Annotated in this window: 20 protein-coding genes; 4 read left to right on the top strand and 16 right to left on the bottom strand. The window is 46.4% G+C overall.

Translation table 11 applies throughout. The annotated features are described in order from the left end of the window. The first annotated feature begins 124 nt into the window (after nt 1–124). Nucleotides 125–1,168 (top strand): GGDEF domain-containing protein, encoded by a 1,044-nt coding sequence (locus tag L9P36_RS14060; protein WP_237468049.1) that lies wholly within the window; start codon nt 125–127, stop codon nt 1,166–1,168. Between the two features lie 115 nt (nt 1,169–1,283). Here the strand turns inward: L9P36_RS14060 and L9P36_RS14055 are convergent, their stop codons facing one another. From L9P36_RS14055 to L9P36_RS14040, 4 genes are all read right to left on the bottom strand, one after another. Then, nucleotides 1,284–2,696 (bottom strand): FAD-dependent oxidoreductase, encoded by a 1,413-nt coding sequence (locus L9P36_RS14055; RefSeq protein ID WP_237468047.1) that lies wholly within the window; start codon nt 2,694–2,696, stop codon nt 1,284–1,286. 396 nt (nt 2,697–3,092) lie between these two features. After that, entirely contained in the window at nt 3,093–3,596 is a 504-nt protein-coding gene (locus L9P36_RS14050; protein ID WP_237468046.1) for a lipocalin family protein, read from the bottom strand. Nucleotides 3,597–3,686: 90 nt separating this feature from the next. After that, nucleotides 3,687–3,929, bottom strand: a complete 243-nt coding sequence (locus L9P36_RS14045) for a hypothetical protein (RefSeq protein WP_237468045.1) — start codon at nt 3,927–3,929, stop codon at nt 3,687–3,689. A gap of 46 nt (nt 3,930–3,975) precedes the next feature. Further along, nucleotides 3,976–4,170 (bottom strand): restriction endonuclease subunit S, encoded by a 195-nt coding sequence (locus L9P36_RS14040; protein ID WP_237468044.1) that lies wholly within the window; start codon nt 4,168–4,170, stop codon nt 3,976–3,978. A gap of 163 nt (nt 4,171–4,333) precedes the next feature. Here L9P36_RS14040 and L9P36_RS14035 point away from each other — a divergent pair, with 163 nt between their 5' ends. The 3 genes from L9P36_RS14035 to L9P36_RS14025 all read left to right on the top strand — a co-directional run bounded on the left by L9P36_RS14035 (nt 4,334) and on the right by L9P36_RS14025 (nt 10,771). Further along, nucleotides 4,334–7,021, top strand: a complete 2,688-nt coding sequence (locus L9P36_RS14035; RefSeq protein ID WP_237468043.1) for an ATP-binding protein — start codon at nt 4,334–4,336, stop codon at nt 7,019–7,021. Between the two features lie 3 nt (nt 7,022–7,024). Next, nucleotides 7,025–9,694 carry an HTH-type transcriptional regulator MalT gene (gene malT, locus L9P36_RS14030; RefSeq protein ID WP_237468042.1) on the top strand — a complete coding sequence of 890 codons (2,670 nt, stop codon included), beginning with the start codon at nt 7,025–7,027 and terminating at the stop codon, nt 9,692–9,694. Nucleotides 9,695–9,784: 90 nt separating this feature from the next. Then, nucleotides 9,785–10,771: a carbohydrate-binding protein gene (locus tag L9P36_RS14025; protein WP_237468041.1), complete on the top strand. Its 987-nt coding sequence runs from the start codon at nt 9,785–9,787 to the stop codon at nt 10,769–10,771. 55 nt (nt 10,772–10,826) lie between these two features. Here the strand turns inward: L9P36_RS14025 and L9P36_RS14020 are convergent, their stop codons facing one another. The 12 genes from L9P36_RS14020 to L9P36_RS13965 form a co-directional block, all read right to left on the bottom strand. Further along, on the bottom strand, nt 10,827–11,078 hold the full coding sequence (locus tag L9P36_RS14020) for a hypothetical protein (protein ID WP_237468039.1): 252 nt from the start codon (nt 11,076–11,078) through the stop codon (nt 10,827–10,829). A 384-nt stretch (nt 11,079–11,462) separates the two neighbouring features. Then, the gene (locus L9P36_RS14015) at nt 11,463–12,323 is read right to left on the bottom strand and encodes a hypothetical protein (protein WP_237468038.1); all 861 of its coding nucleotides are present in this window, start codon (nt 12,321–12,323) and stop codon (nt 11,463–11,465) included. Then, nucleotides 12,323–13,702: a DUF3131 domain-containing protein gene (locus L9P36_RS14010; protein ID WP_237468037.1), complete on the bottom strand. Its 1,380-nt coding sequence runs from the start codon at nt 13,700–13,702 to the stop codon at nt 12,323–12,325. The genes L9P36_RS14015 and L9P36_RS14010 overlap by 1 nt, the downstream gene beginning before the upstream one ends. Nucleotides 13,703–13,713: 11 nt before the next feature. Further along, nucleotides 13,714–15,189 (bottom strand): DUF3131 domain-containing protein, encoded by a 1,476-nt coding sequence (locus L9P36_RS14005; RefSeq protein ID WP_237468036.1) that lies wholly within the window; start codon nt 15,187–15,189, stop codon nt 13,714–13,716. A gap of 8 nt (nt 15,190–15,197) precedes the next feature. Beyond that, on the bottom strand, nt 15,198–16,535 hold the full coding sequence (locus tag L9P36_RS14000; RefSeq protein ID WP_237468035.1) for a DUF3131 domain-containing protein: 1,338 nt from the start codon (nt 16,533–16,535) through the stop codon (nt 15,198–15,200). Next, on the bottom strand, nt 16,525–18,426 hold the full coding sequence (locus L9P36_RS13995) for a glycosyltransferase family 2 protein (protein WP_237468034.1): 1,902 nt from the start codon (nt 18,424–18,426) through the stop codon (nt 16,525–16,527). Before L9P36_RS13995 ends, L9P36_RS14000 begins: the two co-directional genes overlap by 11 nt. A 25-nt stretch (nt 18,427–18,451) precedes the next feature. Continuing rightward, the gene (locus L9P36_RS13990; RefSeq protein WP_237468033.1) at nt 18,452–18,928 is read right to left on the bottom strand and encodes an ATP-binding protein; all 477 of its coding nucleotides are present in this window, start codon (nt 18,926–18,928) and stop codon (nt 18,452–18,454) included. Further along, nucleotides 18,888–20,099: a nucleotidyltransferase family protein gene (locus tag L9P36_RS13985; protein ID WP_237468032.1), complete on the bottom strand. Its 1,212-nt coding sequence runs from the start codon at nt 20,097–20,099 to the stop codon at nt 18,888–18,890. Before L9P36_RS13985 ends, L9P36_RS13990 begins: the two co-directional genes overlap by 41 nt. Nucleotides 20,100–20,109: 10 nt before the next feature. Continuing rightward, nucleotides 20,110–20,433: an STAS domain-containing protein gene (locus L9P36_RS13980; RefSeq protein ID WP_237468031.1), complete on the bottom strand. Its 324-nt coding sequence runs from the start codon at nt 20,431–20,433 to the stop codon at nt 20,110–20,112. Beyond that, a complete protein-coding gene (locus tag L9P36_RS13975) occupies nt 20,385–21,629 on the bottom strand; it encodes a SpoIIE family protein phosphatase (protein WP_237468030.1) in 1,245 nt (414 codons plus the stop codon). Before L9P36_RS13975 ends, L9P36_RS13980 begins: the two co-directional genes overlap by 49 nt. Before the next feature lie 194 nt (nt 21,630–21,823). After that, complete coding sequence (locus tag L9P36_RS13970) at nt 21,824–22,423, bottom strand: response regulator transcription factor (protein WP_237468029.1); 600 nt, start codon at nt 22,421–22,423, stop codon at nt 21,824–21,826. After that, on the bottom strand, nt 22,416–24,218 hold the full coding sequence (locus L9P36_RS13965) for a sensor histidine kinase (RefSeq protein ID WP_435532783.1): 1,803 nt from the start codon (nt 24,216–24,218) through the stop codon (nt 22,416–22,418). The genes L9P36_RS13970 and L9P36_RS13965 overlap by 8 nt, the downstream gene beginning before the upstream one ends. Nucleotides 24,219–24,469 lie beyond the last annotated feature (251 nt).

Below are 24,469 nucleotides of genomic sequence, written 5' to 3'. Positions count from 1 at the left end.
TGTTGTGATCTGTTGTTATCTATTATTGCTCACCTCTGTTAACTGCTTCACAGCCAAGTAGTGGCCTTGTCGCATACAATAACATGGTTATATATATTCATTTTTTCAATTAGATAGCAGTAAAATGAGCCGTAATTTACTCACCGCGCATCGCGCTTTTTTCCAAATTCTATGCGATGTGGCCAAAGGGCTCTCCATTGATCAAGCCGCGGCACTTTGCTGTGAGCAGATTAGCCATCAGTTTGCTCTCTCATGTGCTTTTTTCATGCCATCTAAAACCAATGACAGCAAGGTGTTGGTTGCGCAAAGTTTGCTCCCAGACGAGCTGGTCTGCAAAATTCATGAATTAAGCGCCCTTGAATTAGACCCTGCCCCCTTGTTAACACCAGCGCCAAGCTCATCGCAATGGCAGCACTGCCAACTCACCGCAAACGCCACCAGTCGCTATATCCATCAGCAGTTGCAACAACACGGATTTAGCGAAAGTTGGCAATTGACACTGAACACTGGGCCGGCAACAAACACAGCGGTGCTACTTATCGCCGCGTTTGAACCCCTTGCGCATGCATCATACATCGATGAAATATTTTCACTGTGCCAGCAAGTGCTCAATGCCGCGCTCATTGCCAACGCAGAGCGGCAGCGACTACAAGATGCCGCGACCCTGGATTTTTTAACTGGGATTGCCAATCGGCGCGCCCTTCGCACCGATCTTGCGCGCATGATGGCGCAAAGCCAGCGACAAAAGCAGCCCATCGCGCTCTTTTTTATTGATATTGATGATTTTAAACAGGTCAACGATCACTATGGTCACGATGTGGGCGACCAAGTACTGATTCAACTAGCGCGAAAACTGCAATCGCGCTGCCGTGCCATGGATATCGTCGCCCGTTATGGTGGCGATGAATTTGTGATGGCCTGCCCCATCAAACACAATGAGGATGCCGAGGTGATCTCCACGCGATTGTATCTCAGCCTCAAAGAAGCCATTTTGACTCAATCTATCGCGATCCGCGCCAGCATCGGCTGCGTGATTTGGCAACCGGATAAACCACAAACCATTGAAGAGCTGATGGCACTAGCAGATCAAAGCATGTATCAGCAAAAAACAGAGCAAAAACCAAACACGCAGGAGCCATTGACACGATTTACCCTGCGCAACCTTTAAGTTCGATGGTTCATTTATGCTCGTTTAGTGCCAGACTCAACCCCAAACACGAAAGTGAAGCTTTCAATCATAAAAAACCACGCCAATGCGTGGTTTTTTATGACTCGGAGTGCCATTACAGATGCAAGGCATCACCGTAAGGCAAAGCCAGCGCCTCTGGGTAATCGCGCTCTTTCGCAATTTTACTGGCATGGACCACCACATCCGCTTCGCTCAGTTGCGGCAAGGTCGCCACCCGATCAGCGCACTGCCACTGCGCCAATAATACCTCTGCAACTTCAAGCGCTGAAGAGCCCTTGACAATTTCTGCACGAACATAGTGCGCGTCACCAAAGGAGATATCCGCCGCGCGCAGTGTGACATCATCACCAGGGATCTGCTGAGCGCCAAAAAGCGGCAGGCCAGCAACCGTTGCCGTTGCAAAACCTGGAATATATTGACTGAGATGATCAATCGCACGCTGCGTTCTGGCCTGCACTTCCTCTGGCTGCCAGCTACCCTGCAGTTTGTCAGTAAAATGTGCGGCAAGACGCGGCTGCGCATCATCCGCTTTGCTCGCCACCAGCCCCTGCTCAAACAACGTAATATCCTCTGTCATCCCATGCAGCTGAAAATAGCCCTGAGGATAGGGGGTCAATTGCGCCATCCCTTGCGGCGTACCGCGCTGACCATGAATAATCACCTCCGGCCATTGTGCTGAAGTTTGCCAGTGTGTGACATAGGCCGCCTTAAACTCCACCAATCGCTGACGCGCTAAGCCCAATAAATTATCGATTTCACCGCTTTGATACCCGGCGGCATTGATCAGCCAATCGACTTGGCATTGCTTCGCAAAGTGCTGAACATAATCAATCTGCCAACCCTGACTCTTTTTGGTAATACCAGTCACTTTCGCGTTAAGGTGCAAATGACAAGACTCCGATTGCTGCAAACTTAATTCTGCAGTAGCAGCTAAGCGAAAAACACTCCAACCATACTCTTGGACCAAAATCAGCGGCAATTTCATCTGCGTGAGATCAAGGCCTTTTGCCACAGGAATCATCCACTCGTCTGCCGTCAGTGGCATTTTCGGCGTTGGTCGGCAAGCAAGTGCCATCAATTTCGCTTCATCATAAAGCTGAAAATAGCTCTGTGCAGGCCCCATAATCGCATTGGCCGAGTCTTCTTCAATCAACTGAGCATACGCAGCTTGCACCACTTGTAAACGTGGCAACAGGTCATCAGGCTGACCGCTATCATGCTGCGGAATCGCAATCACCGTTGGACGACGATTGATGGTATGCGGAAAAGTGCGCGCCGATGCAATGGACTGACGCAATAAGGTGACACATTGCTGCTCTGAAATTTCACGATACAGATTTCCACCCGCGTGCAAATGACAAATCGGCGGTCCACTTACGAGACGTGAGCCTTGTTCAAAAAGATGAACCTGAATACCTGACTGCGCAAGGCGCATTGCAATTGTGGTGCCAGCGACGCCACCGCCGATGATCCCAACACTTGGCGTTTTCTCTATCTGTTGATTCATAATCTATCGTAAAAAAGTGTCCCTTCTCGATTGTACGTGGCAATAGGTCTGAATAAAACCATGGGGTTAGCAGGGGATCTGCATCACTGCGCGCTCGCTCTGTGAATTTGCCAAATATTTCTCATCTCACACCATTGGACACGATTGCATTGCACCATATTCGTGTCTGGCTCACAAATCCATTTGCAGAGTTTTAGCTGCATCACGAAATTATATTTCTACACTGGAGGATATCCTCGGTTCGCGTATCTTTAATTTCACGAACGCAACGCGAGTCTTTGTTATCTATTTTGTTTTGGCCAATAAAATAAATAACGCCTGACTTTAAGTTGTATCCCATAAAAAAGCCAACCCTCGGGTTGGCCTTTTTATTTTTTAATAAAAATTAAATTATATTTATTGCGCAACCCAAATCAATTCATCCACCGCATAACCCAGTATTGACGCCTGCTCAATAAAATCTTTCTTCACTGCATCGCTGACTTTTGGGGTTCTTGAGAGCAACCATAAATAATCACGATTGTAACTTGTTACATATGCATATTGATAATTTGAATCAAGATGAAAAATAACATAAGCGCCATAGAAAGGGCCGAAAAATGACACTTTTAAATGGCCAATGTTTTCTGTGGAAATAAGTTTTGCCGTACCCTGTGCGCGTTGCCATTTGCCTTCCGCATTGATACCACGATTGATCACTTGCAAGTCGCCATCATCAGATAAAGCGTAATCGGCCGTGACCTGGCTAAGACCCTGCTCAAAATCGTGATCCAATCGAGCGATCTCATACCAAGTCCCTAGGTAACGGGATAATTCAAAGTTTTGTACTGGCGTCACACCCTGCGGCGCATGGGTACAACCAAGAAATAGCACACAAAGCATCAATAGTAGGCTGCGCATACAAACGCTCATCCTGAGTGAGTGATGATTTGACCTTAGTGTGCTTTGCTAACTTACGCAATCAAGGCTGACTTGCGCAATCACGCCAACTTAAGGGTGGCGTTCATCTCGTTGAATTTCGACAAATTCACCTTCAATCGTTTGGTGTTCATCTGACGAAACGGTGGTCTCGGCTGAATGCCGATTTTTTGTTGATGGACCTTGTCCAGAAAATAGCCCAGTGACTTTCACAATCATGCTCAAGACAACTTGCGTCACCATGGCAAAAATCAGTACAACAAAGGCGGTGGTCATAGCAAACAGGAGTAACAAACCACGAATCAGTACTTGCATTCATCCTCCGAGAAAAGAAAGGCGCAGCTTAAGCTACGCCCATATGTTAGTGCACGGGTGCGTCGTTTTCTGCGTAAAACTGAGCAAAATGTGCTTCAAGAACCTCAGGGGTTAACTCCCCCTTTGCTTCAAGCGCTTTGAGCTTTTCTACAATCGTGCGCTGCTCATCTAAACTTGGCAAAGCCACTTCTGGCTCATCGCTCATTTCAAGCGCTTTCAACTCATCTTCAAAACTTTTCATCACGATTCCAACTCAAGAATAATGACTGGCATTGTACTGATTCCAGTGGCAAAGGCCAATACTCTGCGCGTGCATTCAAATCATCATAAAAAGTGTCAGATTCACCAGACAATTTATGTCTATAGTTACTGACAGGGTTCTTAACAAGATCAAGGAATATCTTGTGTTACGACGTCTTAAGCCACTATTAATCATCAGCTTACTCTTGGCTGCCATCGTCCCGCTCACGCTCTTTGCTTATATCACTTTAGATCGCACCGAGCAGATCGCATCGACAGGCATCACCAATGAGCTCAATGAAAAAAGCTATCTCGTGGCACAGCACATCGAGCAAGGTATTCAACGGCATATTGATCTCACCATCACCCTTGCACGCTACTTAGATACTCATGCATCAGATCTTCAAGCGCAACATTTCACGCCGCTTTATCAAAGCCAAGCGGAGGAAGTCTACGCGGCATTTCAGCTCAACAGTCAAAACGAGTTACAGCCCATTTATCAAGCCTCATCAGCATCGCGCAAACCACAAACGCTGCCACTTTCAGCGCTCCAACCACAAATTATTGCGCTACAAAAAAAGCGATCGCTCAGCCAAGCGCCCTATTTTAGCCAATTTGTTCAACTTCAAGGTCATGCATATCAATTGGTCATTGCGCCTTTTTCCAATAGCCCCCATGAGCTAGTGATCCTTTTTGATCTCACTGATGTCACCCAAACGCTCAATGCATTTTCTCAGCGAATTAAAGGCTCAGAAGGCACTTTTTTAATTAACCTTGAGGGTGAGGTCATTACCTATTCTGAGCATCGAATGCAAAGTGAATCCCTGTTTGAACATTTGCAGGGCAGCCAAAAGGCGCTGCTAAACCTAATCAATCAACAGCACTATGGTCATTTAGAAATCGGTCATGATCATGGCAAATCTCATATCATCGCCTTTGCTTATCCTGACCTTAGCCGAAAACAAAGCGAGCCTTGGGCATTGATCGCCTTTGCTCCGACCCAAGCGATTTTGCAACCCGTCTCCGAAATGCAGCAATTTTATTATCGATTTGGCCTACTGACTCTGCTGCTTTGTTCACTCTTTGCGCTGCTACTCGCACGGCGAATGAGTCGACCACTCACCCAATTAACCGACCAAGCGAAACGCTTTCAAGTAGGCGATTATCATGCGCACCCACCCATGCTTGAAATAGAAGAGTTTGGTATTTTGCGCCAAGCGCTCAATCAAAGTGGCGGTGTGATTCAACGCGAACAGCAAGATTTATTGGCACAAAAAATTCGCGCAGAAAGTGCCGACCGAGCTAAATCGGCCTTTTTAGCCACCCTTTCCCATGAAATTCGCACGCCAATGAATGGCGTATTGGGTCTGGCCCAACTGCTACTCAAAACCCCGCTAAATGAGAGCCAAACGCACCACTTGGTTCAGCTCTATGACTCAGGTAATCATATGATGACCCTGCTCAACGACATTCTTGATTTTTCTAAAATTGAGCAAGGCAAGATGCAGCTGGATCCAACCCACTTTCTGTTTCATGACATTATCGGCAGCGTAGAAAGTACCTATCACTCGCTTTGCAAAGAGAAAGGTATTGAGCTGCTCATTGATAATCAAATTTCACCGCAGCAATGGTTTTTGGCAGATAAAGCGCGCATTCGCCAAATCTTATTCAACCTACTCAATAATGCCGTCAAATTCACCAATGAAGGACGCATTGATGTCCATATCGGCCATTCAAACAACGACCCACAGCAAATTGAAATCCGAGTCAAAGACACAGGCATTGGCATTGCGCCAGAGCGAATCAAACAGATCTTTGAGCCCTTTACGCAAGCGGAGGTCTCCACTACGCGTCAATTTGGAGGCAGCGGTCTAGGGCTTGCCATCGTTCGTCAGCTTTGCCAAATGATGCAGGGCGATATCGACGTTGAAAGTATTTTAGGTATTGGCACACAGTTTCGCGTCACCTTACGTGTCGATAAAGGTCAAGCGCAGCAAAAACGAGATGCCAATAGCCACAGCAAACTCGATTGCCGTGGCCTAAAGGTCTTAATTGTCGAAGACAATAAACTCAACACCATGATTATTGATGCCTTTCTTAAACAACGAGGCTTTGAAACCAGCTGTGTTGAGGATGGCCAACAAGCCTTGGATATGTTGGCTATACAAGATTTTGATCTAATCTTGATGGATAACCATATGCCCATTATGGATGGCAAAGTCGCAACCCGCCGTATTCGTCAACTTGAAGCGCCACAAAAAAGTGATGTGGTGATTCTTGCTTGTACTGCCGATGCCTTTGAAGAAACCAAAAATGCCATGCTTGAAGCAGGCGTGGATCACGTCCTTACCAAACCACTGGATGAGCGCAAACTTGATGATGCACTGGCGATGTTTCGCCATCGGCTCAATCGACTCGAGCGCATCGAATCAACACCAACTGCGCCTCAAGGAAAGAACATGAACAGCACAGAACAAGCAACAAAGGATTTGACACAGCAGGCTCATGAAGTGCCGCCTTTGGATTTTGACCAATTAATGGATCGCTTCGATCAAGATGAAGAGATTATTAATGCTTGTCTTGCCATCTTTATTGAAGAGAGCGAGCTGATGGTCAAACAATTGAAACAAGCTCAGCAATGTGAAGATTTAGGGGACATCGCATTGATTTGTCATAGTTTTAAGGGGTCTGCAGCCAATCTTGCCGCCGAGCCAGTGCGCGCCCTCTCTGAAGCCTTGGAGCGCAGTGCAAAAGCCAAGCGCATGCCAAGTGAAGATGATTTTGAGCGTTACTATCAAGCGATTGAACAGCTTTGTCAGTTTGCCCTCCAGCGCTGTCAAATCGAGTCTTAATCCATGTGGTTTACCAGCAAATTATGCCTTCCGCCGCGCCGAGACGGTACCATTGTACGGCCTCGGCTTTTGCGTTTATTGGAACAAAATAAAAATAAACACCTGATTTTGTGCCAATCCCCCGCAGGCTTTGGTAAAACCACGCTGATCGCCGATTGGCTCAGTAATAAAGAGCGCGTGGCATGGATTTCATTGGATCCACAAGATAACGATATTCAGCTATTTCAACGCTATCTCGATGCCGCCATCGATGGCTGCTTTCAATCCACGCAAACACAAAGTACGGCGCCACTTTCCACAGCCAGCGATTGGACACTCTTCCATCAACAGCTATACGCCAGACTCGAGCCGCTAGACACCCCCCTTTATCTGGTGCTTGATGACTATCATCACATTGAAAACAGTGCGATACATCAATTCCTTCGGCTTTTACTGCAATATCCACCGCAATGCCTACGTCTACTGCTGATTACCCGTCAAGAGCCAGCACTTGGCATTGCCAATTTGCGAATTCGAAATCGTTTATTTGAGCTTAATGCCAATAGCCTTGCCTTTAATGCTAGAGAGTGCCAACAGTTTTTTCAGCGCCGCTTGGGGCATCGACTGAACCCGGTCGAAATTGACCACATTCTTTTAAAAACAGAAGGTTGGCCCAGCGCCTTGCAGCTGATTGCGCTGCACAATCAGCAACTTAACCATACACCAGCGCAAGATTTTTCACTCAACCATCAGCATCTTTGGTCTTATTTGACTGAAGAGGTGTTTGAACAACTCCCCGAAGCACATCAGCAATTATTGATGCAATGTGCCGTCTTTGACACCTTTAATACGGCGTTAATTCATCATCTCACGCAAGATGAAAATGCAATGGCGACAGTTGAGCAACTGAAGCAACAGGGACTGTTCATTTACGCCATCGACCAAGAAGGCCAATGGTTTCGCTTTCATCCACTGTTTCATCAATTTCTCACCCACCAGCGACAACTCAAACAAGCTAATTTAGAGTCCCACCTGCATCGACTTGCTTCCAGTGCATGGCAACAGCAGCGACAACTGAAATCTGCAATGAGTCATGCGCTTAAAGCCAAGGATGTGGTGTATTTGCAAGAGCTGCTGACGCTCTCTGGTTGGGCGCTCTTTCAGCGCTGTGAATTTGAACTATTGGAACAGGCTTTTTTACAAATTCATCAAGTCAAAGCGCCACTGTCTGAGCCGCTGCAACTTTTGTGGGCGTGGCTTCTGCTGTGTAAAGATGGCGAGCAGGCCTGTCAACGCTACCTAGATACCCATGAAAATTTAAACCCTCACAATCGTTGGCAAGCAGATCGCACCACATTAACAGCGCTACTTGCCATTTATCGCGGCGAATGGGACAACGCCGAAACATACATGAATCAAGCAGCCAGCTATCAGAATCATCAATTTAATGTCAGCCAAGCAATGAATCTTATTATTCGCGCGCTGCTGCTGGTTATCTCTGGTAAACAAAACCGAGCGCGATCTCTTTTTCAACAAGCAGAAAAAATGGCAATTCAGCAGCGCTATTATGGTGATGCACTCTTTGCCATGCTCTATCGACTACAACTGCTGATGAGTGAAAATGCACTTGATGAGGCCGCTCAACTCAATTTGCAAATTCACCAATTGGTCCATAAGCAGCAGTTACAACAGTGGCCAATTTATGTTGACTTAATTGCGACCGAACAGCTACTACGGATAAAACAGGGTCTGTCTTATCAACCTGAGCGTTTAGAGCACCTACTCCAAGCCAATCAAGAGCGCACCGTCTGCTTGGGACAGCTACTGCAACTCATTCACACCGCGAGCCTCTCGTCATCAGAAATGACGCGCGCGCTCTTGGCTGAATGCGAGCTTCAGCTACTCTCACCGCTACAGCAACAATTTTGGCAAGCCGAATATGATGCGCAGGTGTTGCTGCAAATTCGTGAACAACCGATAGCAATTGCCCAGTGGCTTAAACAGCGCAGCCACCAGCTCAAACAAGCCAATTGGATGTGGTCTCAATGCAGTCTCAATCATCTTTTGGCGTTGATTCTGCAAGGCCAACAAGAACAAATACAGCATTATCAAGCCCTTCGCGCCGAACTTTTAAAACAGCAGCCCACATTATCCATTGAATATTCTGCGCGCCTTGCCATGCTGAGCTTACTCACGCGCCCGCCAAAACAATCGCAGGCCCAAGAGTTAAGCACCGTGCTTGATCAATTGACAAATACAACCCCTGGCGAGTTATTACAATATCGTGCTTTGTTAATGCCCTATATCCTGCAACACCACCACTTAGTAACACCGCCGCCGCTTCTGCAAAGCCATTGGCCAAAAGTCGCTGAAGCCTCTGCGCCCTCGTTTTTCCAACATCCTTTTAACGCCGCTGCCATCCAACAGTTAAGGCAGCAGCCACAATTTCCACATTTTTTAACGATTCAACCACTCACCATGCGTGAATGGGAAGTGCTTGGATTTATTTATATGGGACTGAGTAATGAAGAAATTGCCGATCATTTAGGCGTGGCGGCCACCACCCTAAAAACCCATATACGCAATCTTTATCAAAAGATAGGCGTCACCCGACGCAAGCAAGCAATTGATTTTACAAATCAGTTAACCTTGCTGCTCACACCAGATAAAAACACGGCCAAACTCATCAATTGAAGCGAAACATGATGTAACAGCAAAATGCTGCTTCATCGGCAAATTTAAGCTGGTGTAAAACAGAGGCTGATATTTTTTCAGGACTCAAACATGACTCGTTTTTCTTTTTTGAAGTGGCCTATCCTCTGCCTGTCTCTGTTCGGTGGTATGGCCGTCGCGGGCGATCGAAATTGTGCGCATATTGACAGCTGGGATAAAGCACAAGCTTATAATAGCGGCGATCGCGTCAAACAATTGGGCGTGGTTTATAGCGCGCGCTGGTGGACGCAAGGTGATGCGCCTGTCAGTCATCATAAAGAGGGTAAAGCCTGGAAAAAAGAAGGCAGCTGCCAGCTACTGACCAAACCTCAGCAAGACAATGATATTGAGCTAGAATCCAATGTCCGCCAAAGCATTATTGTTAAAGGCCAGTCGATTGAACTTTCAGTCAAAGTACCGCTAAAAGTTAGGCAGCTCAAATCTGTCGATTTCTACTATAACGGCCAACATATTGGTAGCCGTAACAACCGTCCCTTTACGCTTGAATTCACACCGACTCAAACTGGTAAAGCGCACTTTAAAGCACGTGTCACTTATTTAGATAATCGCAGCCAAACCACGCAAATTCTAAAATACCAAGTTCGCAATCAGGCTGGGTTGTTACCAAAGCCAGATTTCGATGACGATAACGACAATGATTACAATCAGTCTTGCAAAGCTAGTCGCTATCGCGCCGGCGCACAATATGACAAAGGCGATCGCGTAAAACACAAAGGTAAAGTATTTCGCTGTAAAGTGCCGGGCTGGTGCTCACAAGAAGCTGAATGGGCTTATACGCCTGGTACAGGTGATCACTGGCAACAAGCTTGGACTCAGTTAAAACATTGTGGTGATGCATCGCCTGATAAAGGCCCTTGCAAGGCAAAGAAATTTGTCTTGGGTCGAGATTATCAAAAAGGCGATCAAGTCCGCTACAAAGGGCGTACCTATGAATGTCTTGTCGGCGGTTGGTGCTCCCAAGAAGCTGAATGGGCTTACACGCCAGGCAAAGGCGATCATTGGCAACAAGCTTGGAAAGAGATAGCGACTTGCCGTTAATAATACCTAAAATAACAAAAAGGCCACTCATGTGGCCTTTTTGTTATCTGCATCATCATGATGCCCGGTATTGATGCTGCACTTGATAAGCCACGCGACGGCTTAAACAACGATAAATAATGTAAAGCACCGTAAAACTAATCAAGGTATAAAGGATAAAGATAAAAGAAAAATAGAACCAACTTTGCTCTCGCATCACGGATTTCACCGCAATAAACCCGGGTAATAAATGCTCAACTTGCCAATATAAAGCAAAGGTACTGGCAAGCAGCGGAATCGAACATAAAAAACTAAACAAGGTCAACATATATGCTGCTCGAGCGCTTGGGGCACGTTTTTTTTCAATAACATAATGTAACATTGCACCATAAGCACCCAACCACAATAGCGCTAAACTAATTTCGATATTAATTGGCATATTAACCGCAGCACAAATCAACACGTAAGTATTGATCGCACAAAAATAGTAGCCACAAAAAAGCCCAATATATCGATAAAGTTTGCGACTGTTTGTCTTCGATTGCGTCATTCATCATTCCGGGTTCAATTCGGTATTCTTAATATACTCAGCAATTGATTCGACCACGAATCACGATGAAAACAACAACGAAATTCTCGAAATTATGTTGTTACTGCGTTGTTACATTACAAAATTCTGCGACCCATATAGACAACGTAGCCTGTCCGACATTTATTTCACCGTCTCTTCACTCTGATAAGATTGCCGCGATTGCTGGGATTCAATCGGCGGTGTTTCAATGGGAATAAATTGGCCGCGCGCCATGGGATTGGATTTCGATTCTTCTATGATCATCTTCGCATCTCGCGCCTGCGCGGACACATTGTCCTGCCCTTCGATGGTTGTGACTGGCGCAAAATGAGGCCGTGCAATATAGTCAACGGATTGCACTTCATTGTGTTTATCTTGCTGCTGCGGCACCACACTTTTAGGGATGGTTGCAGACTTTGGCTGTGTGGCTAATGTATTTACCTGTGGTATAAAGTCACCAGATTGGCCATTACTTGTATCACGGCTGCTTTCTTCAGCCACAATGCTTGTTTGACGAAGCCCTGTCCTTGGGCCTTGATATTGGAAAATCGCTAACTCCTGTTGCCACAGTTGAATCAGCATCAGCTGCTGCTGCAGCTCTGCTGGATAGTTACCAAATTGTGCCGATTGCGTTTTCAGTAATTGTAATTGCTGCTCTAAATACAAATACAGTGCTTGCTGAAGCTGCGGCCAAGTGCGATCCCCAAACAGTAAATATTCCGTGGCGCGCGCCCAGTACTGATATGCTTTGGCATTGCCATTTTTTTCTTCTGCCGCAGATGCGAGAACCAACGCTAAACCAGCCATTTGCCAGCGCTCAGTCTCCTCGGCATCACTTGCTAAAATGACAGCGCTACTTTGATTAAACAATCGCGCGCTCTGCTGATAATCACCCTGCGATAAGAGTAATGATGCTTGCGTCATTGCGCCTAACTCAAATTGCTGCGCATGGCACCAAGAGAAAAAGAAAAAGAAACTGAACAAAATCATTAATTTTCGCATTATTCAAACCCCTTGGCATGACACTGCCCTGGATGGTTAAAGCGATTGAACCGGCGAACATCACGATACTCTTTGCTCTGCGCTCGCTGGTATAGTTTGCCCTGTTGCTTATATAGTAATGCCGTAAGCACCGCAGTATTGGTTTGCAGCGAAATGCTTTTTTCATAGGCACTACTGTGCTCATATCGCCCTTCATACCAACCCCGATCCGCTTGATAAAGCGATTGCACCAATAGCATCAACTGATCGGTATACTCAGTGTCCCACAGTGCCCACATCTGAAAAACGGCGCGGGTGGAAACCAAAGCGGCTGATGGATAAAACTGACCATCGTCAGCTAAAGTCGCCCATGGACTGCCTAATGCATAAAGAGTGTCGTAAACAAAATAGGGGGGCTTGGAAAGAATATGCTCTGCGCGCGCGGTGTAGATTCGCTCATGTCGCCAGCGCTGCTCTTGAATTTGATAAACAGATTCTGCTATTTGAGCAAGCTGCGCTGCACTATGGTATGAGTCTTGTGAGTCATGATCATCAATTTGATCCCAATTAAACTCAAGACCAAGCTGCCAATAGGGGGTTGCTAAGACTGGCCTAAGCACATCGTAATAACGGGGATCTCGGCCATCAAATAACAAATCGATGCCATAAAAGGTGATGGACTCATAGGGCTCAAGCGACATGGCGCGATAAGGCACAATATTCCAGTCCAGATAGCCATATGCGGCATATTCCTCAGCGCCCAATCGACCTTCTTTGTATGGCGAAATCTTGCCTTGATGAATACTCCCACCATAGAGCAATCCATCCTCTCCAGTGAGCATACAAAAATTCCAGCGCAGCACCGCTTTATCAATATATTCTGAAAAATGAGGATAACGCTGTTTAGTGATCGCCAGCCAAATCAAAAGTCGACCAATATCTAACGCTGACCACCCTACTTCTCCGGGCTGATTGCCATAATCCACCATCTGCCCGGTGGATGCGTTGTAAACCTTGTTGGGCACACCCGCTTGAGTCAATGCCATCTCATTTAAAAAGGTCATCACCTTGGTGAGACGCTCATCATGCTGCTTATCATCAATAAAACCAAATTGATGGGCGGCAGTAAGCGCCGCCAAATAATCCGCAAGACCCGACATCGTAAAAGTCGGGTAACGATCCACTGTGTTGACCAGCCCAGTTTGTGTTTGCGTGTTATTTTCAAAATAACGCCATGCAATCTTTGCCCACTGCAGCTCCTGCGCCGTGAGTGCGCCGTGCCGCCCTTGGCGAATGAGCTGCGAGCGCTCAATAGCACTCATGCCATCTTGCACCTGCTCGACTAAAACGCCACAACCCACCAGGCTATACAGCAGAGTCACCCATAGCAATTTACGCATGGCATACCCCATTAAGGTGCGGGGTAAAGGGTATCGCATCGACGATCATGCCCCGAGATCAATCGCGCATTGGGATCGCAATTTTGAAAGCTCGGTTTGGGTTTATGAACCTCCAAGGCTTGAATCGGTAGACATTGATTCGGATGGCTAAATGGGTCGAGTACCGCTTCCCGCCAGCGGTCTGGCATCTGCGGATAGTCGTAACGCAACAATTTCCCTTGCTGTTTATAAAGCAAAATTTCTAGCAAAATACCGTTATTGTTGGCGGTAAAGGTATTAATTTTGCCCGTCCCATTTTCAAAGACACCCTCATAAAAACCTTTTTCTTCATCGTATAGCGTCGCTACATGAGCAAAGAGGCGATCGGTATAATCCGTGTCCCAAAGTACCCACAGCCCCATGGCACCTTTGACTGCAACTGCGGCAAATTGCGGCAAGAACTCACCATTTTCAGAAATGGTATTCCATGCAAATCCATCGGTATAAATGGTGTCGTAAACAAAGTATGGTGGGCCTGCTAGCTGATGCTCTGTACGCGCAGTGATAATACCCGTCGCTTTATATCGCGCCTCTTGTACGTCATAAATACGCTGCGCGAATTCAGCAACCCAGGTATGGGTATACTGGCTATTATGTTTTGATTTATCTGACGTTAAATCCCAACCCAATTCAATGCCATCAAGGACGTAACTTTCTGTCACCACATAACTGTGCGCTTTAAGTTTTCTTGGATCTCGTGAATCATAGGGAATATCAAAACCATATAAGTTAATGGTGTTGTAGGGCTCTGGCATCAACGCTTGCTTGGTATTAAATCCCCAAAGCTCAAACCCTTTTGCCGCGTACTCTTCATAACCTAAGCGACCCTCTTGCAAATATTGCACAGGCTTTCCAGGCTGCAATAGCGCGCCAAACATGGTGCCGTTCTTATCGATGACATTACAAAAATTCCAGCGCAGCACCACAGCATCAATACTCGATGCATATTCTGGATAACGCTGTTTAATAATATGCATCCAAATTAAAAAGCGACCGAGATCCAGCGCCGAATAACCAATCTCCCCCGGCTGATTGCCATAATCCACTTTCGCCGCTGTTTGCGTGTGATATACCTTATTTGGCAGCTCACCTTGGAATAAATTGAGCTGATTAAGTGTACTGAGCAGCGTAATTAAGCGGCGATTAAACTCGGCTTTCTCAATAATCCCAAGCTCATAAGCAGAGACTAAGCCTGCCATATATGACGCGGTATCCCACAGCGTGGTTGAGGGATAATTGTTCACCGCATTCACTAAGCCAGTACTCGGCTGGTAGTTATTTTCAAAATATTTCCAAGCAATTTTTGCCATTTTCAGCTCTTGCTCAGTCAAGTCCCCTTGCCTTGGTGAACCACTTCCCCAGCTTTGATAATGGGGAACAAAATCGACAGTGGATGTCTGACACCCAGCCAAAAGTGCAATAACAAGCAGCCAAATATATTTTTTCATACCCTCTCCTATGGCTGACCAATGGTCAGCATGGGGCCTGTTGCAATATAAGCCAGCGACTCTAGGACGATGCCATTGGTATTTGCAGTCAATGCGCGGTTAATTTCACCATTTTCTTCATATCGACCGGCATACCAGCCTTTCTCTTCATCAAAAAGGGGCTTGGCTTCATCAAATAAAAGCGCGCTATATTCTGTGTCGTAGAGTGCATACCAGCCAAAAGCAGCCTTGGTTGAAAAAGTACGAAGTTCAGGTAGAGACTGACCATCTTCTGTAACCGTATGCCAAGACTGTCCATCAGAGAAAACCGTGTTATAAACGAAATATGGCGGCTTATCTAAGTGATCTTCACTCACAGCTGTCACCACCTTGGTTCGCTGATAACGATTTTGCTGTGCTAAATAAACGCGATAAGCAAACTGCGCCGAGAGATCATCCCCGCCATATTCCAGCATATCGAGAATATAGGACTCACTCACGACATAGTTATGTGCGCGATATCGTGCGGGATCGCGCTTATCGGTAGGGATCTCAACACCATCAATGGGCACAAACTGAAGATAATCAATATATTCGCGAGCGTTATCGACATCCTTACCTAGCAAGGCGATGGATTTTGCTGCATATTCTTCATAGCCAATCCGCCCCTCTTGCACCAATTCCAGCTGGCCCAATTCACTTCGACGTGACCCCATCAAATAGCCATCGTCAATTAATGCATCCCACTGCCAATTCGCCAACACCGATTGCACACTTTGGGTGTGCTGTGGGTAGTGCCAGACCAAAATATGTAGCGGCACCATCACGCGACCGATATCAATCGCCGACCAACCAATCCCCTGCGGCGCATCGCTGTTGTCATAGGCCACCATATTTAAACGCTGGGTGTGATACACCTTGTTTGGCAATTTATCGTCAACTAAATCAATTTGACTGATCGCCTGCAGCGCAGCGCTCATCTTTTGATTAAATTGCACTGTGGTAATAATTTCTAATCGCTCTGCAGCTATCAGAGCCATTAAATAGGACGCACTATCCCAAAGCGTTGTGGACGGGTAACCATCCACAGAATTCACAAGGCCTGAGGGTTGAAGGTTATTTTCAAAATACTGCCAGGCAATTTTGGCGTAGGCATACTCTTCTTTACTTAGCGCTCTTTTTTGTCGAAGCGGTAATTGATATTGATCTTCTTGATCAATGGTTAATTGTTGCCCCACCACTGGACGTTCAAGTTCATTCTCACTGAGTTTGGCTTCAATGGAGAACACGATCATCAATGCAATCACAAGTCCTGCGATAAAAACCAAATGATGTCTCGCACGAACGAGTCCTGTTTTAAAGCTCATGGCTCATCTCCTTATGCGCTCGACTCTTGTTGAGGTTTTCCAAATCTTCCTGCTCATATTGAATGGGATACCAAGGTTTTTTCGGTATCCTCGGTTGCCAACTTGCCGCTTTAATCATGCCTTTCATGGCAATCACATTATTGGCAACCCAAAAGCTATTAAGTACCAAGCCGCCCACTGCATAATGCCCCCAAAAACCACCCCAATAAGCAGCCCAAGCAAATCCCATAGAGCCGATACTGAGCACCACAATGGCAATTTGCGCCCATACCAAATGGTAAAACTGGCCATCCTGCCGCGATTTTGGTGTTGCTGGAAAACTAATTTTTTCACCCCGTAACACGGTCCACAATGCACGTAAATTCACGGGGAAAAATGCCAAATAATTGGTTTTCCCAGAAAATCCAGCCACCCCCCAAGTCCCCAGCATCATGGTAATTTCAGAGCAGATAATAAACGGCAAAAAATGGAGATAAAACGCGCTGTCATAGGCACTCACTGGCGCAATTGACGTGGCAAAATAGATAATTGGTGAGAGTAAAAAAACGATATTCCAAAGCGCTGCGAAATTGCCCCACGCCGTTGCAAAATACATCAATTTTTGTCCAAAACTCATGCCTTTGCGTTTAAGCACATTGTCATGCAGTGCAATATCAATGGTGCCACCTGAATATTTAAATCGCTGCACCGTCCAAGTCTGCAGGTCCTGAGGTGACAACATTTTGCTTTCGATTTGAGGATGAAATACAGAGCGCCAGTTTCGCGTCGGATCGCCATGAAGCACCATAGAGGTGTAGATATCTTCAGAGACATGAAATTTATAGGGCGTAAGCTCAGTGTCTAGTAATGCAGAGGTTTTCAAATGCGCAGAGACGGACTGATCCACTTGTCGCTCCCCCGTCATTTTGCGCACTTTTTTCTCCATCTCACTGTGCTGTTTTTCAATCTGCTCAGCATAGGCACGAAGCGCCGCTTCCATCACCGCTTCGCGTCGATGAATCGAGCCCGCGCCGCAACAAAATGACGCATTGAGCCAATTTCGACGACGCTGAATCACGTCATAAAACATGGTGGGATCGTTGGCAAATGGGTCGCGACCAATGACCACCGGGCCATAAATACGCTCAATCCACTTTGCGCATCGCCCTCCTATTTTGCCCCAGCGCTTTCGCCAAATTCGTGTCAATCGAGTACCAGAGGGTAAGTCAAAAAACCATTGTGGCGTTTGTACCCACGCGACGTTCGGGTCTCGAAAATAACCCAAGGTATGCTCAAGCAGCGTCGGTAATGGGCGCGTATCGGCATCGCAAATCACAATAAAATCACCACTGGTTTGCGACATTGCATGGCGCATATTGCCCGCTTTAAAACCAACGTTGTTATCACGGGTGATATAGCCAACGCCCATACGCTGGGCAAGCTCGCGCATACTTTGACGACGACCATCATCAAGCAAGTAAATTTGAATATCGATTTGGTGCGGATAACGCATCCGTTTGGCATCTCGCAGACTTAATTCAACCAGTTCCGGCTCTTCATCATAGGTTGGGAAAAATACATCGACTTTGATTTTTCTTTGCGGCGGATTAGGGTCAGCCACACACTCTCTGAGCCACTGCGGTGGTGCTTGTCTTGGCGTATCTTTGGTTTTCCATAAATTACACACAAATAAAACCGTGCCGATATATGCGCAGGTTTCAGCCATCACCAAAGGAATGGCAAACCACAGGGCTTGCCAATTGAGTGCATCTGTCCAGCGCCAATAGATATACCAAGCACCGATCACCAATAAAACTGTGGCTACAAATTGAAATAGCAGCTCCAGCCCCATGTGATAAGGCACAGCTTTAGGCGGCTTGCGATGTTCAAACCGTAAAAAATAGTTATCCATGCATCATCCTTGCTTGATGGGGAAATTAACTGGGCTCAATGTGCTCAATAAGTTTGCCAATATGCGTGGTATTCATGCCCTGCTTTTGATAATGCTGAATTTCATCCACCATACGCACCACCATTTGCAAGCCACGGCCTGAGCTATGCCACGTACTGCAGTCTTTCGGATCAGGCGGGCGCAGCTCGCAGCATTTAGCTTGCATTAAATTCGCTTCACTCATACCGCTGCCATAATCACTGACGCGAAATTGCAGCTTCTGCTCCTCCAACCAAGTCTCACAGAGAATAGGTTGGTTAATCGCATAGTCATAGGCGTGTTCGACCACGTTGTTGACCAATTCAACGACGCAAAGCTCAAGCTGAATCAAATCCGATTCTGAAAGCGCTAAGCGTCGCCAAAATTGCACGCAATCATCTGCAATGATTCGACTGACCGATAAAGCACTCAAGTATTCAGATTTATACTTTACAGGGCTTACGGTGCTTTCCTCGGTTTGCATATTGCAGCGCTCCTTCGTTGTTTTGCCAAAGTGTGGAGATATCTTCAGCAAGCTCTGTTGGCTTCTCATCCACATTGCGGGTATCGCGGATGAAATCCCCCGCATTGAGCTCTTTCAGTGACTGAGTAAATCCATCATGACTGATGAAATAATCACCAAAAATGGTTTTATCAAAGATATTGGCCAGCGATGAAATGGCGATGTAATCACCGATTAAACTATTTTTAACCTGCGCGCCTTCGGCTATTTTACAGTTAGAGCCCAAGACCACAGGGCCTTCTATGGTGGCGCCAGGCTCCACCAAACAGCCATTGCCAATCACAATGGGCGGTTTAAGATCGCAGCACTCAAGACTAACCACTGAATTCATACCAACCCAGACACCCGGACGAAGCTCCTGTCCCGGAATAGGATAGCCTTTGACTTTACCCGCCAAAATTTCAGTGGTGATCTCCCAAATATCGGTAAGGCTGCCGACATCGAGCCATTGAAAATCCATGTTTAAGGCATAAAGCGGCAAGCCAAAGCGGACTAATTTCGGGAAGAGTTGACTACCGATGTCGTATTCTTCACCGCTTGGAATGTAGTCGAATATCTCAGGCTCAAAGATATAGATGCCCGTACTTGCTTGGTCTGATTTCGCCTCTTGCGGCGATGGTTTTTCCTGAAATGAGGTTACGCGGCCCTGCTGATTGGTCACCACAATACCGTATTTACTCACCTCTTCTGGGCTCACGCTTTTCGTCACAATTGAGGCAAGTGCACCTTTGGCTTTGTGCTCAGCAATCGCTTTCGATAAATCCAAATCAATCCAAGCATCACCGCACACCACCACAAAAGTGCCATCGAAAAAGGTCGAGAAGTCCTGAATTTTCTTCATCCCACCAGCTGAACCCATGGCTTTACTAATAAAACCACCATCTTTCATATAGCCTTCGCGCGAATAGCTCAGTTGAACGCCATAGCGACGACCATCACGGAAGAAATCTTCAATGTTTTGCGCGAGATAACTGGTGTTCACCATGATTTCATCAATGCCATGCTTGGCAAAAAGTTCCACCATGGACTCCATCACAGGTTTACCGAGAATGGGAATCATCGGCTTTGGGATCACCTGAGTCACTGGTTTGACCCGAGTTCCCTGCCCTGCCGCTAAGATCATACCTTTCATTGCAGGCTCCTTAGGCAATCGCTGAGTCAAGCGACTCATGGCAGGCCAACAGATCATCCATACGCGTCAATTGCAGCAAATCACGGACCGCGCGCTGCGGATTAAGAATGGAAATCTTGCCGCCGTTTAGCATTTTATAAACGGTCATAATGGCGCCAAGGCCACTACTGTCCATAAACGCAACTTTAGAAAGATCGAGCACCAAGTGTGCATGCATATCTTCAATAATATGGCTGATCACTTCGCGAAACTCTGGCGCGAGCACAGCATCAAATCGCATCTCATCTATGAATAAGATGGTACATTCGCTTCGCTGTTCGATTCGATATTGCATTGCTTTTCTCCTTGTTCGATGCCCGTCCACTCCATACCTAAGATGGTGACGTCATCTTCAAAATGTTCATGGCCCTGCCAACGTTTCACTTCATCAACAATGGACTGAGCCTGCGCTTGCATCGACAGTTTGCTAAATGCTAAAGCCGCATCACGCAATCGCTCCTCACCAAAGGCTTGGTGCATTTTCATCACTTCAGTAAGCCCATCAGAATAAAACCACAGCCGATCGCCGAGCTGCAGCTCAATGGTTTCCATTTGATATTGGGCAAAATCAAACATACCAACGACATAACTGCGCTGCTCCACCAGCTCGACGGTGCCGCTGCTGGCATGAAACCAAACAAAAGGCGGATGACCACCACTGGCATAACTAAATTGCCCCGTTCGCTGATCAAACACGCCATAGATCATGGTGAAATAATGGGACAATGCCCGCTCGCTAAAACGCTGGTTTATATAAGAAAGGACTTCATCCGGCGGTGTCACGCGCCCGCTGTCTGGATCTTTTAAAATATCGTCGATACCGCTGCTGAGCATTTGCTGCACAGAAAAAGACATCAAGGCTGACGCCACACCGTGCCCAGACACATCAAGCAGATAAATCGCAGACTGGTGTTTCGATAAGGGGAAATAACCAAGCATATCCCCACCAATGTGATAGCTTGGCTGAAACACATAACTGAGGCCAACGCCTGGGAAGCGATTGTTTCGTGGTAGTAAGCTTTGGTGCACCTCACTGGCTAAGCGCAAATCCGCCTCAATGATTTTCTTCGCTTTTTCTAATGCCTTTTGTTTTTCCACTACATCGTTATGCAGTGCAACAGTGCGAAAGGCAGCGCGTACGCGCGCTGCCATTTCATCGTAATGAGATTGCTTGACGATAAAGTCATCGGCGCCGGCATCAATGCCCATTACGATGGAGTCTTTATCATCTTGACCAGAGACCAAAATAAAGAAGATATAACGCCCCAATGCATTGTTTTTGATCCGTTGACACAGCGCGATGCCGTCCATTCTTGGCATCAACCAATCACTGAGTACCACTTGAATTTGTGGGTGTTCTTGAAGGCGCTCAAGTGCCTCGCAACCGTCATTGGCGGTCACGACACTATAGCCACGTTTTTGCAACACCATGGCGTAGGCCATTTGAATCGATTTGTTATCGTCGACAACAAGAACTTGTGCGGGCGTCATAAAACTCAAATATCCCTGTTAATAGATATATAAGTTTTTGGACAGCATTCAGCGTTTGTCAAATGTGAGACTGATTATTTTTAAGACAGGTCAGGGCTTGAAAGTCTGCGATTTTACTGATGTTTTCGGTGATGGAAGGCAAGAATAGGCGACCCGCTTACGCTTGACGAATCACCCATTGTTAATTACGTGAATTAATCCTCTAAAAGGGTACCGACGCGATGAATCAACGCCGCGACATTGTTCACATTCAACTTCTTCATAATATTTGAACGATGAACCTCAATCGTGCGCACAGATACAAACAGTGTCTCTGCCATCTGCTGATTTTTCATCCCTTGCACCAAGAGTTTTAGCACCTCTTTTTCACGCTTCGTCAGGCTTTGCATCGCCTGATGCTCTTTGCCTTTTTGTGCATGAGACATCGATTTTTGCATCGCCAGCTCAATGGCTGGCATTAAGGTTTCGGCTTCAACTGGCTTTTGGAAAAAATCAAAAGCGCCTGATTTTAACGCTTCAACCGCCATGGGAATATCACCATGACCGGTCAAATAAATCACGCTCAGGGTACTGCCTTTAGCCTGCATTTCTCGCTGCACATCTTGCCCCGTCATATTGGGCATTCGGCTATCTAAAATCACGCAACCCAAGCTATTGAGATCAACCGAGTCGAGAAAGGCTTGGCCACTTTCAAAGGTATGCACACGATAACCATAGCTTTCCAGCATAAAGGCCATGGACTCCAGTACTGTCGCTTCATCATCCACAAGATAAATAGGCAAACTCTTAGGCATCAATATCACCATGAAGATAAGGTAAAACAACCGTCACCTGACATCCTGTTGGTTCTATGGTTCGTAATTGAATCGTGCCGCGATGCCCTTCTACAACATCACGACAAATCGCCAGACCAAGGCCGAGTCCATTTTCTTTGGTCGAATAAAATGCATGATCAAGCGGCAAATGATCTTGAACTAAGCCAATACCATTGTCGGTGACCTCGATGAGCACTTCATGATCAAAAAAGATGACATGCACATCGACAAATAGCGGAGATGGCGGCATTTGATGACTTAAACATGCATCTTTACCATTTTTCACCACATTTAAGATCACTTGCTGCAAACCCACTGCATCTGCAAAAATTGGCCGCGGCTCACCGGAATAGAAAGTACCAAGCTGCACACCTGCACGTTGGAATTCATAGTCCACCAACTTGATCGTCTCTTCAGTGAGCTTGACCAAATCACACCAATTTTTCTCCACCGGCTTTTTATGAATCAAATCGCGAAGCCGCTGGATAATATTGCTTGCCGCTGTCACCTGATGCTGGATTTTATCGATCACTGGTAGCATCTCTTGTGATGATACGCCCCGCTCCATGCGAATTTTGGCGCCTTGGCTATAGTTTTGAATCGCCGCTAAAGGCTGGTTAATTTCATGGGCCAAGCTGCTACCGAGCTCACCCACAATCGCGACACGCTGTGCATGCTCAAGCATGCTACTTTTACGGCGCAAATCATTAAGCGTTTTTTTCAGATGATCGCGGCTGCGCTTAAAGCGCCAATGAAGCCAAAGGTGGTAAAGCACCGAAAACACCAAAAGCGCCATGGCGCAGCACACATACAAACGATGCTCTTTCACCCATGTCGCAAATACCTGTGCAAAGGGCTTTTGCAGTGGGTGCATATCCAAATCACGAAATACCTTATCGATATTCACATGACTTGAAGGCATCATCCAACCGCGGTTTTGCGCAATGGTTGCGGCGGGATGATCGCTTGGCATAGCCATCAGGGCTTGTGCCACCTTTTGACCAATTTCAATACCCGGACGGTTGGTCATGGCAAAGGACCAGCTAGGATAAAGCGCGGTGCTCACCTTACATTTGCTGGTTTTTGACGGTTGCAAATTAAGCACCCGCAACTCGTTAAACTTCACTTTGCCCTCAGCAACCAAGGACTCCAAAGTGCAAGCAGGCACAATCACCATATCAAAACGATGATCGAGCACATCAAAGACCAATTGATCTGTAGGCGGTCCGGTAAAGGTGATACGTGAGAAAAAATCGTCGCCAAATTGCCCCATCTTTTCTATTTCGTGATGAAAGGCCAAATAGCCGCCAAAAGCCTTATTTGAAACCGCTGCAATTCGCGCGGTACCTAAATCTTCAAAATTATCCAGTGAGGAATCGTTACGCACTAACGCCACGGAGGCGATAGAGCGGTTGGGAATTTCGCTATGTGCAGATTTTTGTGTTGCCAAGCGCGTCACTGGATATTGCGCGGCCAAATGCGTCATCTGGCCGGGACTGGTCAAAATAAAGTCTAACCAATCATGCAAAAAAGCATCTTCAAGCTGATCAAAATCATAGGTATGGAGCACGAACTGATAGCCTGGCATCTGCTGCTCAAGCCAAGTGAGTGTTGGCTGCCACACCTGCTGAGCATGTTTATGCCCACGCAAAGCCAGCACACCGACGTCCAACTCTTTAGTCACTAAAGGTGAAGCAGTCGTGGGCTGAATAAAGGTGAGAAGCAAAGCCAGAATAAAGGTTAAAAAAATATGACGGCTTGAAAGTCTGTTCACAAATTTTCACATCAATGGGACGAGAGGCGTATTCTGCATCATGTTTTTTCAAAACTTTGTGCGAAGGATCATATTTTGTCGGGGATTGTGGGAAACCACAATAGCTGCGTTTTTTTAATTTCCAGAAAATGGTGATCAAAACCATAACAACCAGCAAACATGCGGTGTATGGACGTTCGATACCAACGAATCACTATAAAAACGAACGGATATTAAGATCGAATTCTATCGTTTTGATGCTTTTCGAGACG

The organism is Vibrio stylophorae (assembly GCF_921293875.1).
Classification (GTDB): domain Bacteria; phylum Pseudomonadota; class Gammaproteobacteria; order Enterobacterales; family Vibrionaceae; genus Vibrio_A; species Vibrio_A stylophorae.
The sequence above is the reverse complement of the archived record's forward strand: the minus strand, read 5'-3'. Positions and strand labels throughout refer to the sequence as shown.

Bases quoted from the DNA above. Each gene is read 5' to 3' on its own strand.
- L9P36_RS14000 (WP_237468035.1), bottom strand. From the start codon at position 16,535: ATGAGCTTTAAAACAGGACTCGTTCGTGCGAGACATCATTTGGTTTTT.
- L9P36_RS13995 (WP_237468034.1), bottom strand. From the start codon at position 18,426: ATGGATAACTATTTTTTACGGTTTGAACATCGCAAGCCGCCTAAAGCT.
- L9P36_RS14010 (WP_237468037.1), bottom strand. From the start codon at position 13,702: ATGCGTAAATTGCTATGGGTGACTCTGCTGTATAGCCTGGTGGGTTGT.
- L9P36_RS13985 (WP_237468032.1), bottom strand. From the start codon at position 20,099: ATGAAAGGTATGATCTTAGCGGCAGGGCAGGGAACTCGGGTCAAACCA.
- L9P36_RS14060 (WP_237468049.1), top strand. From the start codon at position 125: ATGAGCCGTAATTTACTCACCGCGCATCGCGCTTTTTTCCAAATTCTA.
- L9P36_RS13990 (WP_237468033.1), bottom strand. From the start codon at position 18,928: ATGCAAACCGAGGAAAGCACCGTAAGCCCTGTAAAGTATAAATCTGAA.
- L9P36_RS14005 (WP_237468036.1), bottom strand. From the start codon at position 15,189: ATGAAAAAATATATTTGGCTGCTTGTTATTGCACTTTTGGCTGGGTGT.
- L9P36_RS14040 (WP_237468044.1), bottom strand. From the start codon at position 4,170: ATGAAAAGTTTTGAAGATGAGTTGAAAGCGCTTGAAATGAGCGATGAG.
- L9P36_RS13980 (WP_237468031.1), bottom strand. From the start codon at position 20,433: ATGCAATATCGAATCGAACAGCGAAGCGAATGTACCATCTTATTCATA.
- L9P36_RS14020 (WP_237468039.1), bottom strand. From the start codon at position 11,078: ATGTTGACCTTGTTTAGTTTTTTATGTTCGATTCCGCTGCTTGCCAGT.
- L9P36_RS14025 (WP_237468041.1), top strand. From the start codon at position 9,785: ATGACTCGTTTTTCTTTTTTGAAGTGGCCTATCCTCTGCCTGTCTCTG.
- L9P36_RS14045 (WP_237468045.1), bottom strand. From the start codon at position 3,929: ATGCAAGTACTGATTCGTGGTTTGTTACTCCTGTTTGCTATGACCACC.
- L9P36_RS14055 (WP_237468047.1), bottom strand. From the start codon at position 2,696: ATGAATCAACAGATAGAGAAAACGCCAAGTGTTGGGATCATCGGCGGT.
- L9P36_RS14015 (WP_237468038.1), bottom strand. From the start codon at position 12,323: ATGCGAAAATTAATGATTTTGTTCAGTTTCTTTTTCTTTTTCTCTTGG.
- L9P36_RS13970 (WP_237468029.1), bottom strand. From the start codon at position 22,423: ATGCCTAAGAGTTTGCCTATTTATCTTGTGGATGATGAAGCGACAGTA.
- L9P36_RS13975 (WP_237468030.1), bottom strand. From the start codon at position 21,629: ATGACGCCCGCACAAGTTCTTGTTGTCGACGATAACAAATCGATTCAA.
- L9P36_RS14050 (WP_237468046.1), bottom strand. From the start codon at position 3,596: ATGCGCAGCCTACTATTGATGCTTTGTGTGCTATTTCTTGGTTGTACC.
- malT (WP_237468042.1), top strand. From the start codon at position 7,025: ATGTGGTTTACCAGCAAATTATGCCTTCCGCCGCGCCGAGACGGTACC.